Origin of the sequence: Ruminococcus hominis (genome assembly GCF_014287355.1) — a bacterium.
In the GTDB taxonomy this organism is placed as follows: Bacteria; Bacillota; Clostridia; order Lachnospirales; family Lachnospiraceae; genus Schaedlerella; species Schaedlerella hominis.
In genome coordinates this window covers 1,069,666-1,086,702 of sequence record NZ_JACOPE010000001.1, presented here as the reverse complement: position 1 = coordinate 1,086,702, position 17,037 = coordinate 1,069,666, and the positions used below count along the sequence as shown (strand labels likewise).

Annotated in this window: 11 protein-coding genes and 2 tRNA genes; all 13 read right to left on the bottom strand. The window is 41.2% G+C overall.

Annotated features, from left to right (window positions below):
• Window positions 1-10: 10 nt before the first annotated feature.
• The 13 genes from thyA to scfB all read right to left on the bottom strand — a co-directional run bounded on the left by thyA (window position 11) and on the right by scfB (window position 17,006).
• Window positions 11-859 (bottom strand): thymidylate synthase, encoded by an 849-nt coding sequence (gene thyA / locus H8S40_RS04720; protein WP_022074442.1) that lies wholly within the window; start codon window positions 857-859, stop codon window positions 11-13.
• 233 nt (window positions 860-1,092) lie between these two features.
• Complete coding sequence (locus H8S40_RS04715) at window positions 1,093-2,376, bottom strand: homoserine dehydrogenase (RefSeq protein WP_186864693.1); 1,284 nt, start codon at window positions 2,374-2,376, stop codon at window positions 1,093-1,095.
• A gap of 252 nt (window positions 2,377-2,628) precedes the next feature.
• A tRNA-Gly gene (locus H8S40_RS04710) sits at window positions 2,629-2,701 on the bottom strand.
• 96 nt (window positions 2,702-2,797) lie between these two features.
• Entirely contained in the window at window positions 2,798-3,466 is a 669-nt protein-coding gene (locus H8S40_RS04705; RefSeq protein WP_186864692.1) for an HAD family hydrolase, read from the bottom strand.
• Window positions 3,467-3,538: 72 nt separating this feature from the next.
• Window positions 3,539-3,611, bottom strand: a tRNA-Gly gene (locus H8S40_RS04700).
• Between the two features lie 103 nt (window positions 3,612-3,714).
• A complete protein-coding gene (aspS, locus tag H8S40_RS04695) occupies window positions 3,715-5,517 on the bottom strand; it encodes an aspartate--tRNA ligase (protein WP_186864691.1) in 1,803 nt (600 codons plus the stop codon).
• A gap of 32 nt (window positions 5,518-5,549) precedes the next feature.
• On the bottom strand, window positions 5,550-6,800 hold the full coding sequence (gene hisS / locus H8S40_RS04690; RefSeq protein WP_117991599.1) for a histidine--tRNA ligase: 1,251 nt from the start codon (window positions 6,798-6,800) through the stop codon (window positions 5,550-5,552).
• Between the two features lie 149 nt (window positions 6,801-6,949).
• Window positions 6,950-8,386, bottom strand: coding sequence for a coproporphyrinogen dehydrogenase HemZ (gene hemZ / locus H8S40_RS04685; RefSeq protein WP_186864690.1), 1,437 nt, complete (start codon window positions 8,384-8,386; stop codon window positions 6,950-6,952).
• Between the two features lie 44 nt (window positions 8,387-8,430).
• Window positions 8,431-9,051, bottom strand: coding sequence for an MBL fold metallo-hydrolase (locus H8S40_RS04680; RefSeq protein WP_117991594.1), 621 nt, complete (start codon window positions 9,049-9,051; stop codon window positions 8,431-8,433).
• Window positions 9,052-9,120: 69 nt separating this feature from the next.
• On the bottom strand, window positions 9,121-11,424 hold the full coding sequence (locus tag H8S40_RS04675; protein WP_186864689.1) for a RelA/SpoT family protein: 2,304 nt from the start codon (window positions 11,422-11,424) through the stop codon (window positions 9,121-9,123).
• A gap of 119 nt (window positions 11,425-11,543) precedes the next feature.
• Window positions 11,544-13,265: a single-stranded-DNA-specific exonuclease RecJ gene (gene recJ, locus H8S40_RS04670; protein WP_117991589.1), complete on the bottom strand. Its 1,722-nt coding sequence runs from the start codon at window positions 13,263-13,265 to the stop codon at window positions 11,544-11,546.
• A gap of 68 nt (window positions 13,266-13,333) precedes the next feature.
• A complete protein-coding gene (gene secD, locus H8S40_RS04665) occupies window positions 13,334-15,598 on the bottom strand; it encodes a protein translocase subunit SecD (RefSeq protein WP_117991586.1) in 2,265 nt (754 codons plus the stop codon).
• Complete coding sequence (gene scfB / locus H8S40_RS04660; protein ID WP_117991583.1) at window positions 15,585-17,006, bottom strand: thioether cross-link-forming SCIFF peptide maturase; 1,422 nt, start codon at window positions 17,004-17,006, stop codon at window positions 15,585-15,587. Before scfB ends, secD begins: the two co-directional genes overlap by 14 nt.
• Window positions 17,007-17,037 lie beyond the last annotated feature (31 nt).

The following is a 17,037-nucleotide window of genomic DNA, read 5'->3' as shown; positions in this document are numbered from 1 at the left end:
CTAAAACCTCCTACACTGCTATCGGAATATTTTTAATCTGTGGATGTGTTTCATAATTATCCAGTCTTACATCATCCGGTGTGAAATCGTAAAAATCTTTTACTTCCGGATTTAACCAGAATGTCGGTGCCGGAAGCGGCTCTCTTGATATCAATTCCTTGATAAGCGGCACGTGTCTGTCATAAATATGTGCATCTGCAATGACATGTACAAATTCTCCTACCTTCATATCACAAACCTGTGCCAGCATGTGTAAAAGAACTGCATACTGACAAACGTTCCAGTTATTTGCTGCCAGAACATCCTGAGAACGCTGGTTGAGGATTCCATTCAAAGTAAGCTTATCACTTCCCGCTTCCTTTGTCACATTAAATGTCATACTGTATGCACATGGATAAAGATTCATCTCATGCAGATCTTGATGTACATAAATATTAGTCATAATACGACGACTGTACGGATTGTTCTTCAAATCATAGATCACGCGGTCCACCTGATCCATCATTCCTTCTTTATACTGGTGTTTCACCTGCATCTGATATCCGTATGCTTTTCCGATTGAGCCGTCCTCATCCGCCCAACTGTCCCAGATATGACTGTTCAAATCATGGATATTATTCGACTTCTTCTGCCAGATCCAGAGAAGCTCATCTGTACAACTCTTAATTCCTGTTCTTCTCAGCGTCAGCGCCGGAAATTCTTTCGATAAATCATATCGATTCACCACACCAAACTTTTTAATCGTATAAGCAGATGTGCCGTCCTCCCACACCGGACGCACTTTCTCACCTTCTGTACTTGTCCCGTTCTCTATAATATCTTTACACATATCGATAAATACTTTATCTGCATAACTCATTATAAACTTCCTCCTTTGGCCTCTTCACATGAATAAGGCTCACAGAAAAACATCTACTTGCTATGGTGTTTTTCTGTGAGCGCAGCTTTTTGTTGCTATACATTCGCTAGCTTGCTATATTAAGTTATAACACAGTTTTTTCTTTTTGTAAATAAATCTCACGAAGAAGTTTGTTGTAACTAACCTTTTTTATCCAAAGCAAATTCTTTATTTATCTTAAGTTTTATAATCTCCTAATATTCTCGGATCACACTGCTGATTTCAAAAATATTTTCACTATCTCTCAACTGTTCCAGTGCATTTTTCAAATAATCTTCTCTCACCTTATCTGTTACGATAACAAGCTCGGCCTGATCGCCTTTTATATGCTTCTGAACAACTCTTGCAATACTTACGCCATGATTTCCAAATACCGTTGCAATACTTGCCAGCACCCCCGGCTGGTTCTTCACCTGCATACGAAGGAAAAACTTATTTTCTATCTCATCAAACTTTTTGATTGGTGTTTCTCTATAACATGTACAACTGATTCGGCCATTGCATCCATACTCAATATTTCTGGCAACATCAATGATATCTCCCATAACTGCACTTGCTGTAGGAAGTTCTCCTGCCCCACGTCCGTAGAACATTGCATCATCTACTGCATCTCCATGTACAAATACTGCATTAAAAGAATCTCTTACGGATGCCAGAGGATGTTCTTTATTCAACAGCATCGGATAGACCCCGACTTCAATTCCGCCCTCAGTATTATGTGCAACACCAAGTAATTTAATCACGCTGTCAAATTCTTTTGCATATGCAATATCATCTGAAGTAATCTTTGTGATTCCTTCTGTATGGACATCGTCAAATACAACCCTTGAATGAAATGCGATTGATGCCATGATTGCAACCTTACGTCCTGCATCTAGACCTTCTACATCCGCTGTCGGATCAGCCTCCGCATATCCAAGCTCCGTAGCCTTAGCCAGGGCTTCTTCAAAGCTCATGTTCTCTTCAAACATCTTTGTTAAAATGTAATTTGTTGTACCATTTACAATACCGATTACTTCATCGATCTCATTTCCCGCAAGACACTGCTTCAATGGTCGGATAATTGGAATTCCGCCTGCCACTGCCGCCTCAAACAACAAATCACAATGCTTTTCTTCCGCAGCATCCAACAACTCTTTTCCATGTGCAGCTAAGAGATCCTTGTTTGCCGTCACAACATGCTTTCCTGCATGCAATGCTTCAAGTATCATCGTTCTCGCCGGCTCGATTCCACCCATCACTTCTACGACAATCTGAATTTCCGGATCATTTACAATCTCCTGCCAATTGTCTGTCAAAAGCGAAGCATCGATACCTTCACGTTGCTTGTTCAGATTATGGACAAGGATCTTGCTTACTTCCATCTGTGCTCCAATTGTCCGAACCATCACATCAGCACGACGCTGAATTAATTTATATACACCAGTACCAACTGTACCAACTCCTAATAGTGCTACTTTTATCTTTTTTGTATTCATGTTTTCCTCTCCTGACTACTATAAATACTTTGCAAGGTCTTGTAAAATCGTTAATGCTTTAATACTTTACCCTAATGCATTTTGTGTATTGTAACACAGGTATTTTAAAAATACTAGTACAATTTTTAAAAAGTTGTTATCGAGAGCCAGTTCGGGACGGGGTTTTCTGGCTCTTTTACAGTAACTGTGACCAGCTACAATGCTTCCACACAAAACAAAAGAGCAATGCTTTCGCATTGCCCTTAATAAGAGAGCGACAGACGGGGTTCGAACCCGCGACCCCGACCTTGGCAAGGTCGTACTCTACCAGCTGAGCCACTGTCGCATATGTTAGCTGTTCTGCATCAGAACAATAACTACTATACACGATACAGACTCTATTGTCAACTCTTTTTTTCATTTTGTATATCTGAATTTTTCTTTATTTTTCTGACAATTCCTTTAATTCATCTAAATACCGGATTACATCATACAAAGACTCCAATGTTTGTGTACAAACTGCCTTTGTTTCTTCGGTCGGCTCGTCCATATCCGGAACCATAACAACCTGACATCCCGCTGCATTTGCAGCACGTATCCCATTATAGCTGTCTTCAATCACAAGACATTCTCCCGGCTCAAGGCCAAGCAATTCTGCCGCCTTCAAAAATACATCCGGAGCAGGCTTACCATTCTTAACCTCGCGTCCACATACTGTCGCATCAAATTGCAGTGGCAGATTTCCTTTTTCAAAATACATTTCCACTCGCTCCCTCTGTGTTGATGTTGCAAGTGCTGTTTTTATATGATTTTCTTTTAAGTAGCTAAAAATTTCTCTGACACCAGGCTTTAACGGTGTTCCATGCTCGTCCAAATGCTGCATCAGCATTTCTAATCTCGCACCTCTTGCTTCATCATAATCCACCTCGTCTCCAAACCATTCGTGAAATAAATTTCTCGCCACATCCGCAGTTCTTCCTCGAAGCATTCCGATTCGTTCATCTGTCAAAGCGATTTTATTTCTCGCTGCTACCTTCTTCCATCCTTTTGCGTTGATACGCTCTGTATCAAAAATCACGCCATCCATATCAAATAATACTGCTTTTATCATCCTATAATCCCTCGCTAAACATTATAAAAAAAGAAGCAATGCAACATGTTGCATCACTCCTCCTCAAAAGAGAGCGACAGACGGGGTTCGAACCCGCGACCCCGACCTTGGCAAGGTCGTACTCTACCAGCTGAGCCACTGTCGCATATATAGTTCTTTGTCAGAACAAAATATACTATACACGACTTTCCTCCGTCTGTCAACACTATTTTTCTATTTTTTTATATTTTTCGAAATTTTTCTATTATTTATTCTTCAGAACTTTCTTCTTCCGGTCTCAACTCCAGCCCAAGTTCAGCAAGCTGTTTATCATCAGCCTGACTCGGTGCATTTGTCATAAGGCATGAAGCATCTTTTACTTTCGGGAATGCCATTACGTCACGAATGCTGTCTACTTTTGCCATCAGCATAACCAGACGGTCCAGACCATAAGCAAGTCCGGCGTGAGGCGGTACTCCGTATTTAAATGCATCTAACAAAAATGAGAACTGACGATAAGCCTCTTCTTTTGTAAATCCAAGTACTTCAAACATCTTCTCCTGAATATCGTTCTGATGGATTCGGATACTTCCTCCACCAATCTCATTACCATTCAATGTAATATCATACGCTTTCGCACGAACACGTCCCGGATCTGTGTCGATATACTGCCAGTCTTCTTCCATCGGCATTGTAAATGGATGATGCATCGCTGTATAACGATTCTGTTCCTCGCTCCACTCAAGAAGTGGAAATTCTGTGATCCACAGGAATTTGTATTCATTCTTATCCAAAAGTTCTAACTGACGGGCAAGTTCCAGACGTAATGCACCTAAAACATCCCATACAACCTTATTCTTGTCTGCTGCGAAAAGAAGAAGGTCTCCGTTTTCTCCGTCCATTGCTTTGATCAGATTCTGCATCTCTTCTTCGCTCATAAATTTAGCAAATGAAGATTTTACAGTTCCGTCTTCCTGGATTGCAATGTAAGCAAGTCCTTTTGCGCCATAATCTTTTGCAAAACTTACAAGCTTATCAATCTTCTTACGAGGCATTGAGCCCTGACCTTTGGCGTTGATACCACGAACAGTTCCGCCATTCTCAATAGCGCCTTTAAATACAACAAATTCACTGTCTTTTACTGTCTCTGTCACATTTACAAGTTCCATACCAAAACGGATATCCGGTTTATCAGAACCGAAACGATCCATTGCTTCCTGCCATGTCATTCTCTGAATTGGAAGCTCTACATCAATATCAAGAACCTCTTTAAATAATTTAGCAAGAAGTCTTTCATTGATACTCATAACATCTTCTTCATCTACAAAAGAAAGCTCCATATCGATCTGTGTAAATTCAGGCTGTCTGTCTGCACGTAAATCCTCGTCACGGAAACATTTTGCAATCTGGAAATAACGATCATATCCAGAACACATCAAAAGCTGTTTGTACAGCTGTGGTGACTGTGGAAGTCCGTAGAAGCTTCCTGGATGAATACGGCTAGGTACAAGATAATCTCTTGCTCCTTCCGGTGTAGTCTTACCAAGGATTGGTGTTTCAATCTCAAGAAATCCCTCATCTGCAAGGAACTGACGAGTCAGTGTTGCAATCTTACTTCTCATCATTAAATTGCGCTGAAGATCCGGTCTTCTTAAGTCCAGATAACGATATTTCAAACGTAAGTCCTCTTTTGTTTTAGAGTTCTCCTCAATTGGGAACGGAGGTGTCTCGGACTCAGATAAAATTCTCATCTGTTCCGGAATCACTTCAATCTCCCCTGTTGCAAGATTCTCATTCACTGCACCTGAACGTTTTTCAACCTTACCTACAATTGCTACTACATATTCAGAACGAAGACTTGCTGCTCTTGCAATCAAATCCGCATCACATGAACCATCTTCAAATACCACCTGAATAATTCCTGAACGGTCACGTACATCAACGAATACAAGACCTCCTTTATTACGATTCTTCTGAACCCATCCCATAATTGTAACTGTCTCTCCGACATTAGCCGCAGAAAGCTCACCACAACGATGTGTACGATGTAATCCCTGCATTGATTCTGCCATTACTTTGTTCCTCTTTTCTTTTCGTTTTTATATTATCTGTTGAAAACTTCTACGATTTCTTCATATCCCTGCTGCTGAAGCTGCTCTTTCTGGAATTTCTTATTCTTCTTCATATTCAAAAGCATGATCTGTTTTCCTGCAGCACGCTCAGTTTTTGCAGCCTCTAATACTTCCAGGATTTTTTCCTGTGGAAGCTTCTTCTCAAGCAAATATGCTTTTTTCACCTTCGTTGTCGGGATCTTGTATCCACGTTCCAAAAGCAGCATAACAATACGCTCAAATCCAATTGAAAATCCAACCGCCGGTGTATCCTGACCGGTAAACTTACCGATCATCTCATCATAGCGTCCGCCGCCTCCGACAGAACCGCCGAACTCGTCCATTGAAATCTCAAAAATTGTTCCTGTATAATAAGACATACCTCTTACAAGTGTTGGATCAAAGCTCATCTTAAACTCAGCCTCTTTCGCACTTTCTACACTTGTAATGATCATCTCCAGCGACTGTGCCGCTTCTTCCGGGAGATACCCAGCCAGTTTCTCTTTACACCAGCGTACGCCCTCGACATCGTTCGTAATCTCTTTAAAAATCTGAAGATATTTTTCGACTGATTCTTTCGCATAGCCATTTTCCTCTAACTCCTTCTGAACTCCATCCAGACCAATCTTGTCCATCTTATCCAGAGTAATGAATACGCTATCATAATCTTTCTCTTCAAATCCGCTGTATGCAGCCATTGCTTTTAAGAATCGGCGGTCATTGATACGGATTGTAAAGTTATGGAAATCAAGTTTTCCAAGCAATGTAGATGTTGCCAGGATCAGCTCAATCTCAGCCAGATTAGATGGCTCGCCCAAAATATCAATATCGCACTGCATAAACTGACGGAAACGTCCTCTCTGCGGACGGTCAGCTCTCCATACATTCCCCATCTGAAGTGCCTTAAATGGTGCCGGCAATTCATTTGCATTATTGGAATAATATCTTGAAAGCGGAACAGTTAAGTCATAACGAAGCCCGCCATCTACCAAGTCGATTTCCTCTTTTGCCTGATCGATCTTCAGTTTCTCACCACGTTTTAAAATCTTGAAGATCAATTTTTCATTGTCTCCTCCCTGCTTACTGCAAAGGTTCTCAATATGTTCTACACATGGTGTCTCAATTCTGGAAAATCCAAATGACTTGTAAGTCTCCTGGATCAATCCAATCACATAATCCCGGATTTCCATCTCTTCCGGCATCATGTCCTTCATACCTGTAACTGGTTTCTTCTTTAATGCCATGTATTTATTCTCCTTTTTATCAAAATCTATATCATGAAGAGTCTGTCCGCAGAAGGACAAGACTTTCAACTTTTCTCTTCATCTCGCCTTTACTGCCGGTATTCCCCTACTTTCACCTCTCACTATTATAGTTTTTGTGTTATAGTATGTCAATTGCTTTTCCGTTTGATCATCTCATCAATACGAGCAATATACTCTTCAATATTCTTTACATTTTCTATACGGATCAGATTTGTTTCTTTCCCATTTTCTGTCTTAATTTTTTCAGGTAACACAATCTTTGTTGTTGCGCCTGCCCCGGCTGCATAAATAGTTTGTTTTTCTTCCATGATCAGTATATTGTAAATTCCTGCTTTATCGGCTTTTGCATAACCGACATTTTCGAAATTACCCGCAATATTTTTCTGTCTATATAAATAATACGGAACTAATCCAAGCTTTTCTGCCGTTTTTGCCGCGTCCTCTACCATCTCTGTGATTTCTGTGTGCAAATCTCTCACCGGCTGTTCCTGTGCCATTCTGGCAGCACGTTTGATTGCCAGAGAATGTACTGTCAGACTATCCGGAGATAATTCTTCAATCTGGCGAAGTGTATCTCTCATATCTTCTGCATTTTCTCCCGGAAGTCCTGCAATAAGGTCCATATTAATGTTGTCAAATCCCAGCTCTCTTGCGAGGTGGAAAATATCCTTCACAGCCTGAACGGTATGTTTTCTTCCAACAAGATCCAACGTTTTCTGCTGCATTGTCTGCGGATTAACCGAAATACGTGTCACCGGATGCCTGCATATCACTTCCAGTTTTTCTTTCGTAATACTATCAGGTCTTCCCGCTTCCACCGTATATTCCAAAAGCTCTGCGCCACGTTCTTCATTTAAGAATAACTCATCAACTACATTTAACAATTTTTCCAACTGCTTGGCTGTAAGAGTTGTCGGCGTTCCTCCTCCGATATAAATCGTATTGAGCGTCTTTCCTTCTGTCTCTTTTGCGATATGGCGAAGCTCGATGCAAAGTGCATTCAGATAATCATCCATACGTGGACTCCACACATCAATCGGTGAAGAACTAAATGAACAATAAGAGCAGATGCTTGGGCAAAATGGAATTCCAACATATAAACTAAACCCATTTAGATAATCCAGTTTGCTAAGCAATGTCTTCTCTCTGCATGCAATATCAACAGCCAGCCCTGCTTTCTTCTCTGACACACAATACACTTCCTGTAAAAATGCTTTTGCCTGTGCTTCGTTCATTCCATTTTCCATCTGATGCATCGCAAGCTTTGTCGGGCGAACTCCGGTAAGCATTCCCCACGCCATCTCCTGCCCTGTCTTTTCAGATAAAAACCGGTACACCATTTTAGTTACTATTTTTTTCTTCTCCTGTGCATCTTCCTTCTTTTGATTCTCCTCAAACTCCTTCGCATCCAGCAAAAAACAAGAGCCGTCATCCAGCTCAATCCGGACCAACGGTTCTTGCTCTGCATCGACACATTGTTTGATTTCCGCATTTGGGAAAAACGCTTTCGTTATATGATATAAGTTATAAGTATATAATGTTTCTTTACATTGAATTTGAATCATTCTGTTAATCAATGCCCCCTGTTAAACAATTCGTATCTTAGCATTTAAATAAACGGATTATGTTTCCGCTCATATCCAATTGTCGTTTCTTCCATATGTCCCGGATAAACCATCGTCTCTTCCGGTAACACGAGCAGTTTATCTCTCACCGCTCTTACAAGCTGTGAACTGCTTCCGGTTGGAAAATCGGTTCTCCCGATTGATGCGCAGAACAAACTGTCACCGCTAAAAAGCGCCTCTTCTTCTGCAATATAATAACAGCATCCGCCAGCTGTATGTCCCGGCGTCTCGATTACTTTTATCTTCATGCCGGCAATCTCCAGTTCCTCTCCATCACGCACACATGTTGCATCAGAAAATGTATATCCTCCGCCATATGCCGCGGACAAATTCAACCTTGCATCCTGTAATATCTCCTGTTCCTTCTCAGACGCATACACCGGCACCTGAAACTTCTCACGCATACCGTCAATTCCCATAATATGGTCAAAATGTCCATGTGTCAGAAGGATTGCTTTCAAGCTCAATCCTTCTGTTTCTATATAAGATATAACATTCTTGTCACAAACTGCCGGGTCTACAATAAAACACTCTTTTGTATTCTCATTGCTTACCACATAGCAGTTCGTCCCAATCATGCCTATCACAAATTTCTTAATTCTCATGTTATCCTCCTGCACAAACTACTCCTCATTTTTCTGAATGATTCGCATTCATGCGTTTACACCTTTCTATTAGCTGGCAGTTCTCTCGATATCCAGTACTCCTTCCACCTGACGGAGCTTGTCGATAACCCTGTTCAGCTCATCTCTTCCATGTACGATAAATCCCATGTCTAATGTAGCTGTTCCTTTTTTACTTGTACGCACATTCATAGATTTTACATCCAGCTTTGCTTCTGTAAATATCTTTGAAATATCCATCAAAAGCCCCTGTCTGTCATGTGCATACATCTTCAGCTCCGCAAGATACTGACCGCCATTATCACCTGCGCCTTCCCACTCAGCATCGATCAGACGTTCACGCTCTGCCGCAGACAAATGAAGCATATTCACACAATCTGTACGATGGATAGACATACCACGACCACGGGTTACAAAACCAACAATCTCATCTCCCGGAACCGGATTACAGCATTTCGAAAAACGCACTGCCATATCATCGATTCCTTTGACAATAATCCCACTCTTCGATTTTGCAATATGAACCTTCTGAGATGGCACTCCTGATAATGTCTCCAAAATCGTCTCGTCTGTAATTTCTTTTTTGTGATCCTTCTGATATTCTTCCAGCAAACGGTTCACAACCTGTCCCTCTTTGAGTCCTCCATGACCAATTGCCGCCAATACAGATTCCCAGTCACGGAATCCATATTTCTGCTGCACGATCTGTAAATATTTTGGCTTACTGACATCTGCCAGGTTGATTGCTTTTGCCTTACAATATGCTGCAATCAGTTCTCGTCCTCGAACAATATTCTCTTCCTTAAACTCTTTCTTAAACCATTGGTTGATCTTGCTCTTTGCCTGTGTACTCTTTACAATATTCAGCCAATCTCTGCTTGGTCCCTTCGAATTCTGTGACGTCAATATCTCAATACGGTCACCATTCTGAATTTTATAATCAATGTTTACAAGCTTTCCATTCACTCGTGCTCCGACCATCTTATTGCCCACTGCACTATGGATTGCATACGCAAAATCCACAGGTGTAGAGCCATTCGGCAGATTCTTCACATCTCCGTTCGGAGTGAAGCAGTACACGTCTTCTGTAAAGAGATCCAAATCACCTTTCAACAGACTTAAAAATTCTCTGTTATCTGACATGTCACGCTGCCACTCCAGAATCTGACGCAGCCAGCTCAACTTCTCTTCTTCCTGGTTCTTTGCTACACCCTTCGTTCCATCTCCGCTCTCTTTATATTTCCAATGAGCAGCAATACCATACTCAGCTGTCTTGTGCATCTCTTCTGTACGGATCTGAATCTCAAACGGCTGTCCGGATGGTCCGATCAAAGTCGTATGAAGGGACTGATACATATTCGCCTTTGGCATCGCAATATAATCCTTAAATCTTCCCGGAACCGGTGTATACATCTCATGGATCACACCCAAAGCTGCATAACAGTCCTTTACTGTGTCAACGATAATACGAACCGCAAACAAATCATAAATCTGATCCAATGTCTTGTTCTGATTTACCATCTTCTTATAAATGCTGAAGAAATGCTTTACTCTTCCGTATACCTTCGCTTTGATGTTTGCATTCTCCATATGTTTTGACACTTCTGCAACAATCTGTTGCACAAATTCTTCGCGCTTTGTCTTACGTTCATTGAGATCTCTTACAAGCTGATAATACACTTGTGGATTCGAATACTTTAATGAAAGGTCATCCAACTCAATCTTAATCTTAGAAATACCCAGACGCTGTGCGATCGGTGCATAAATATCCATCGTCTCGCGCGCCTTCTCCTGCTGCTTCTCCGGTGTCATAAATTCCAATGTACGCATATTATGCAGACGGTCTGCCAGTTTGATAATAATGACACGGATATCCTTAGCCATAGCCAGAAACATCTTACGCAGGTTCTCTGCCTGAACTTCCAGTTTATCTTTCGAATAAGACAATTGTCCCAGCTTTGTAACACCATCTACAAGAAGAGCCACCTCTGAGCCGAATTCTCTCGTAATATCATCCAGTGTCATCACGGTATCTTCCACGACATCATGAAGCATTCCTGCAACGATCGTCTCTTTATCCATCTCAAGGTCTGCCAGTATGATCCCTACCCACAAAGGATGAATGATGTAGGGTTCTCCTGACTTTCTAAACTGCTCCTTATGTGCTTCACTCGCAATCTTATAGGCCTTTTCAATCAATGAAATATCGGCAGACGGATGATATTTGGTCACTCTGGCGATCAATGCCTGATATAACTTTTCCGGGTCTTGATAATCTTCCGGATTTTTGACGGCATGACCATCAACGATCTCCAAATTTTTATTCAATAATTGATATTCTAATGTCCCTGCCATCAAAATTCCCCCTTTTGTTCTCATTTGTAATATGCATATATGTAAATAGTATAGCATTTTTTTCAAAATTGTAAATAATCTGTTTTTTCCAGCTTATCAAGCGCTTTTTAAGTCAAAGCTTACTTTGAAGGATTATAATTCTGAACTACCATTTGAATCGTTCTCTCACCTCGAAATTCATTGATCGATGGATAATAAGTAAATGCCATCGTTTCACTTTGCTCAATCGTTTCCAGGCATCCTTCTACATCACCAAAACAGATCGCATCCATTTCATATCCGTCTTTGTCCTGCACCTTGAATTTCAATACGTTTTTATTCTTTCCGATAATACGAGGATCGATCACCTTCAGATTTTTCTCTGCAAATAATGGTTTTGGATTTCCCTTGCCAAATGGTTCCAAAAGCTCCAGCTCCTGAATCAGACTTTCGTTCACATATCGAAGTGGGAGCTGCATGTCAATCGAAATTTTTTCTGTCAGATCATCCTCTGTCAGATTTGCACATTCATTGATCGACTCGCGGAATCGTTCCACATTTTCTTCTTTCAAAGATAATCCGGCTGCCAGCTTATGTCCTCCGAATTTTGTAAACAATGCCCTGCATTTATTCATTTCTTCAAACATATTATAAGCCTCAATTGAGCGACCGGACCCCTTTACATCCTCTTCGCCCTGTGTCAGCACAAATACCGGACGATAATATTTCTCACGGATACGCCCCGCAATGATACCGGCTATACTTTCATGACAGTCCGGCAAATAGACAACCAGCACCTTATCTTCTTTTAATGAAGTATTTTCAATCAAAGCAACCGCCTGTTCCACGCCTTTTTCTGTCATTTCCTTTCGGCTGTCATTGAGCGCTTTCAAATCTTCCGCAAGCATCACCGCTTCTCTTCTTGTCTTTGCATTTAACAAATTCAAAGCTCTCTTCGCTGTATCCAGACGCCCGCCTGCGTTGATGCATGGCCCAATCACAAATCCGATGTGATACGCATTCAAAGAATCCACCGGCACACCGGTACATTCCATCAATGCTTTCAAGCCTTCATTGCTCGTTCTTTTAAGCATTTCTAATCCCTGTTTTACGAAAATGCGATTTTCTCCGGTCAAATCCATCACATCGCCAATCGTCGCAATCGCAACATTTTCCATCAAATAATCAACATCTTCCGCATCCTTTTGCATCACACCATAAAGAGCTTCTATCAGTTTATAAGAAACCGCAGCCCCGCACAGCCCTTTAAATGGATATGGACAATCTTCCCTGTGCGGGTCTATCACCGCATCTGCATGTGGTAATAAATACTCTTTTCCGTCCCCGACATCTATATAAGGTACTTCATGATGATCTGTCACAATGATCGTTAAGCCTTGCTGTTTGCCATATGCGATTTCATCCATCGCCGCAATGCCATTGTCGCAGGTTATGATTGTGTCAATCCCATCTTCGATCGCACGATCGATCAACGCTTTATTCAGCCCATATCCATCCTTGATCCTGTCCGGGATATCCGTATCGACATCCCCGCCAAGATTCGAGATTCCTTCCTGTAAAATGTATGTCGCATTGACACCGTCAATATCATAGTCTCCTATTACACGGATCGGCTCATTTGCCTGGATTTTTTCTTTTAATATTGTGACTGCCTTATCCATATCTTTCATTAACATTCCATCATACAGATCGGCTATCGTTCCATTTAGATAAAACTCGATTTCATCCTTTGTTACCATCTCACGATTTCGGATCAGGCGTGCAAGAATGGGAGAAATCTGAAACATTTCACCAATCTGATAAAAATCCGCCTTCTTCATCGTCACAAACCACTTCTCCATCTTCCGTCCCCTTTTCATTTTCAAAAAAGGACAGACACGAAACTCATGCCTATCCCTTTTATCATTTTCTATTTTCTTTCTGCCTTCTTAACACCGATTTTTGTTTTCATTACATACCAAAGTGCACCTGTAATACATACAGAAGAATAAGCACCACAAATAATACCAACCATCAGAGGAAGGGCAAATTCACGAATAGAGCTTACACCCATGATATATAAAACAGCTACCATAACAAATGTAGTAAGTGATGTATAAACACTTCGTGTCAATGTCAAAGTAATACATTTATTTACCAGCTCATCCAGCTGTGTTCCGCGTTTCTTTGTTTTCAGCTCCTCACGGATACGGTCGAAAATAACGATTGTCGCATTGATTGAATATCCGACGATTGTCAGCATACATGCGATAAATGTATTACCTACCGATACTCTCGCAATCGCATAGAAGCCTAATACGATCAGCACATCATGGAGCAATGCCAACACTGCACTTGTTGCGAAACGCACATCTTTAAATCTAAACCAGATATAAAGCAGCATACAGATTGTTGCAATGATAACTGCTACAATGGCATCTCTTCTCATCTCTGAGCTTACTGTAGAACTGATATTCTCTGTTGCGATCTCATTCTCATCCACACCAAAGTTATCAGCCATTACTTTATTAAATGCCTCACGTTTTTCCAGATTCAATGTCTGTGTCTTAAAGATTACCTGATTAGAATCCTGTACTTTCTGAACCTGAACATTCTTATCTCCGACAGCATCTTCAATCAATGGAACGATATTCTGGTCGATTTCTTCCAATGTATAATCCTTATCAAATGTCACTGTAGATGATGTACCACCCATAAACTCAAGACTGTAGTTGAGCGCGCCATTTCCTTTTCCTTCGTTTACACCGATTGCAACAAATCCAAGCACGATAAGTGCAATTGAAATTGTAAAGAAAATCTTTTTCTTTCCGAGGAAGTTGATTGGTTTTCTCTCTTCCTTTACACGTCCGTATACTTTTGGATTACGGATTCCGATTGCATAGAACGAATATACAATTACTTTTGTAATTACCAAAGCAGTAAACATAGACAGCACGATACCAAGTGCCAATGTCTGTGCAAATCCTTTTACAGTACCGCTACCTCTAAGCCATAATACAGCAGCAGCGATCAGGGTTGTAATATTACCATCCAAAATTGCAGACATTGCTTTCTGGAATCCGGCATTTAACGAAGCTTTTACAGATTTTCCCGATGAAAGTTCTTCCTTCACACGTGCGAAAATAATAACGTTCGCATCTACCGCCATACCGATACCAAGGATGATACCTGCGATACCAGGCAATGTCAAAGTAATGTCAAATGCATTCAGTGCTACCAGTACCAGACCTGTATAGATCAACAGTGCAAGACCTGCAGCAAAACCCGGAAGCAGGTATACGCAGCACATAAATACAAATACAATTGCCAGACCGATTGCACCGGCCTTCAAACTTGAGCTGATTGCTTCTTCACCAAGCTGTGCTCCTACAACGTTAGAACGCAGCTCTTCCAGTTCCAGATTTAATCCACCGATACGGATTGTAGATGCAAGCTGGTCAGCTTCTTCATAAGACATGCTTCCTGAAATCTGGGCACGTCCATCAGAAATAACTGCTTTTACATTCGGCACACTGACAAATGCTCCATCATAATAAATACCGATACTCTGTCCTGCCTCTTTTGCAACTTTAGTAGCTTCTGCAAATTTCTCTGTACCTTCTTTTGTAAACTCAAGGTCAACAACATTTTCCTTTGAACCTGTTGTACTGTCTGTATATGCACCTGCCGTAGCTGTTTTCACATCAGATCCTGTCAGCACAATAGAACCATCTTCCTGCAGTTCTTCAATCGTCTTATTAAGCTGGAAATCTGTTCCTGCATCGCCTGTAGTGCCAACTCTAGTATAGTTTTCTGAACCATCGCTTCCTTTCTGTGCGATAAAATACAAAGAACCAGGCTGTCCAAGTTCATCTAAAATCTTATTGGCATCTGTCACACCAGGAATCTCGATACTGATTCGGTTATCACCTTCCTGGTAAACACTTGCCTCTGTACTATACTGCTCCACACGTTTCTGAAGCTTATAAATCGTATCCGCCATATCCTTATCTGACGGAGTATCACCTTTTACCTGATAAGTGATGCTGACACCACCTTCCAGATCAAGACCAAGATTAATATTCTTAGCCGCTCCGGAATGTCCTTTTCCAAGACCAATCGTTGTAGTCACACCGAGAAGTGCCATCAATGCTACGATTGCGATCAGACTCAGGATCCCTTTACGCTTCTTCATGTCCTTCCATCCTTTCTTCATCTGCTAACGCAGCCTTAATCATGATTGCACATTCGACTCTCTTTCTTTCCATCTCACAGCTCACTTCATATGTATCATTGATCGTGTTATGGAACTTATATGAATTTGCCATGCATCCACCGCTGCAGTAGAATCTTGCAAAACAATTCTTACAGCTTTCCTTAGAATAAACACTACATCCGCGGAACTCATCTGCAATCTCAGGTTTTGTAATACCCTCGTCAACATTTCCCATCAGGAACTCTTCCTGACCTACAAACTGATGACATGGGTAAAGATCTCCCCAAGGAGTAACTGCCAGATATTCTGTTCCTGAACCACATCCCGACAAACGCTTTGCCACACAAGGACCGCCTTCCAGATCAAGCATAAAGTGGAAGAAATTAAATCCTTTTCCTGAACGCTCTCTTTCTACCATCATCTTCGCCAGCTTATCATACTCGTCAAAAATCTGTGGCAGATCCTCTTTCTGGATCGCATAATCTTCTGTATCGTCACCAACTACAGGCTCGATAGAAATCTGTTTGAATCCTAAATCAGCAAAATGCATTACGTCTTCTGAGAAATCCAGATTGTTTCTTGTAAATGTTCCTCTGATGTAATACTTCTCTTGATTTCTGCTGTCTGCTAACTTCTGGTACTTTGGAACGACCAGATCATAGCTTCCCTTTCCATTTCTAAATGGACGCATATGGTCATGGATTTCTTTTCTTCCATCTAGGCTCATTACAACGTTGTCCATCTCTTTGTTAACAAATTCCTGAACTTCATCGTTGAGCAGGACACCGTTTGTTGTCAGAGTAAAGCGGAAATGCTTATCATACTGTTTCTCAAGCTCTCTTCCGTAAGCAACCAGATCTTTTACAACTTGCCAGTTCATAAGAGGCTCTCCACCAAAGAAATCGACTTCCAGATTCCTTCTGCTTCCTGAATTCGCAATCAGGAAATCCAATGCCTTCTTACCTACTTCATAAGACATCAGCGCTCTTCTTCCATGATATTCGCCTTCTTCTGCGAAACAATACTTACAAGCCAGATTACAGTCATGTGCTATATGAAGGCACAATGCTTTTACAACGGTCTTTCTCTTCTTAACTTCCCCAATATAAGCTTCGTAAATATCTCTTGTAAATAACTGACCTGCCTCTGTCAGTTCAATAACAGCCTCCAGAATCTCCTTCAGCTCGTCTTCTGAATACTTGTTTCCAAGTTCTTCTTTCAAATGTGCAAATGTCTCTTCGCTTTTCAGCGTATCCGGAGTATGAAATGTATTCTCCGCCTCCAGACAGGCAATGACATCATACGCTTCCTGATCCACAACATGAACAGAACCACTATTCACATCAAGAACAATGTTATATCCATTATTTTGGTACTGATGTATCACAATGATACCTCGCTTTCTATTATTATCCTAA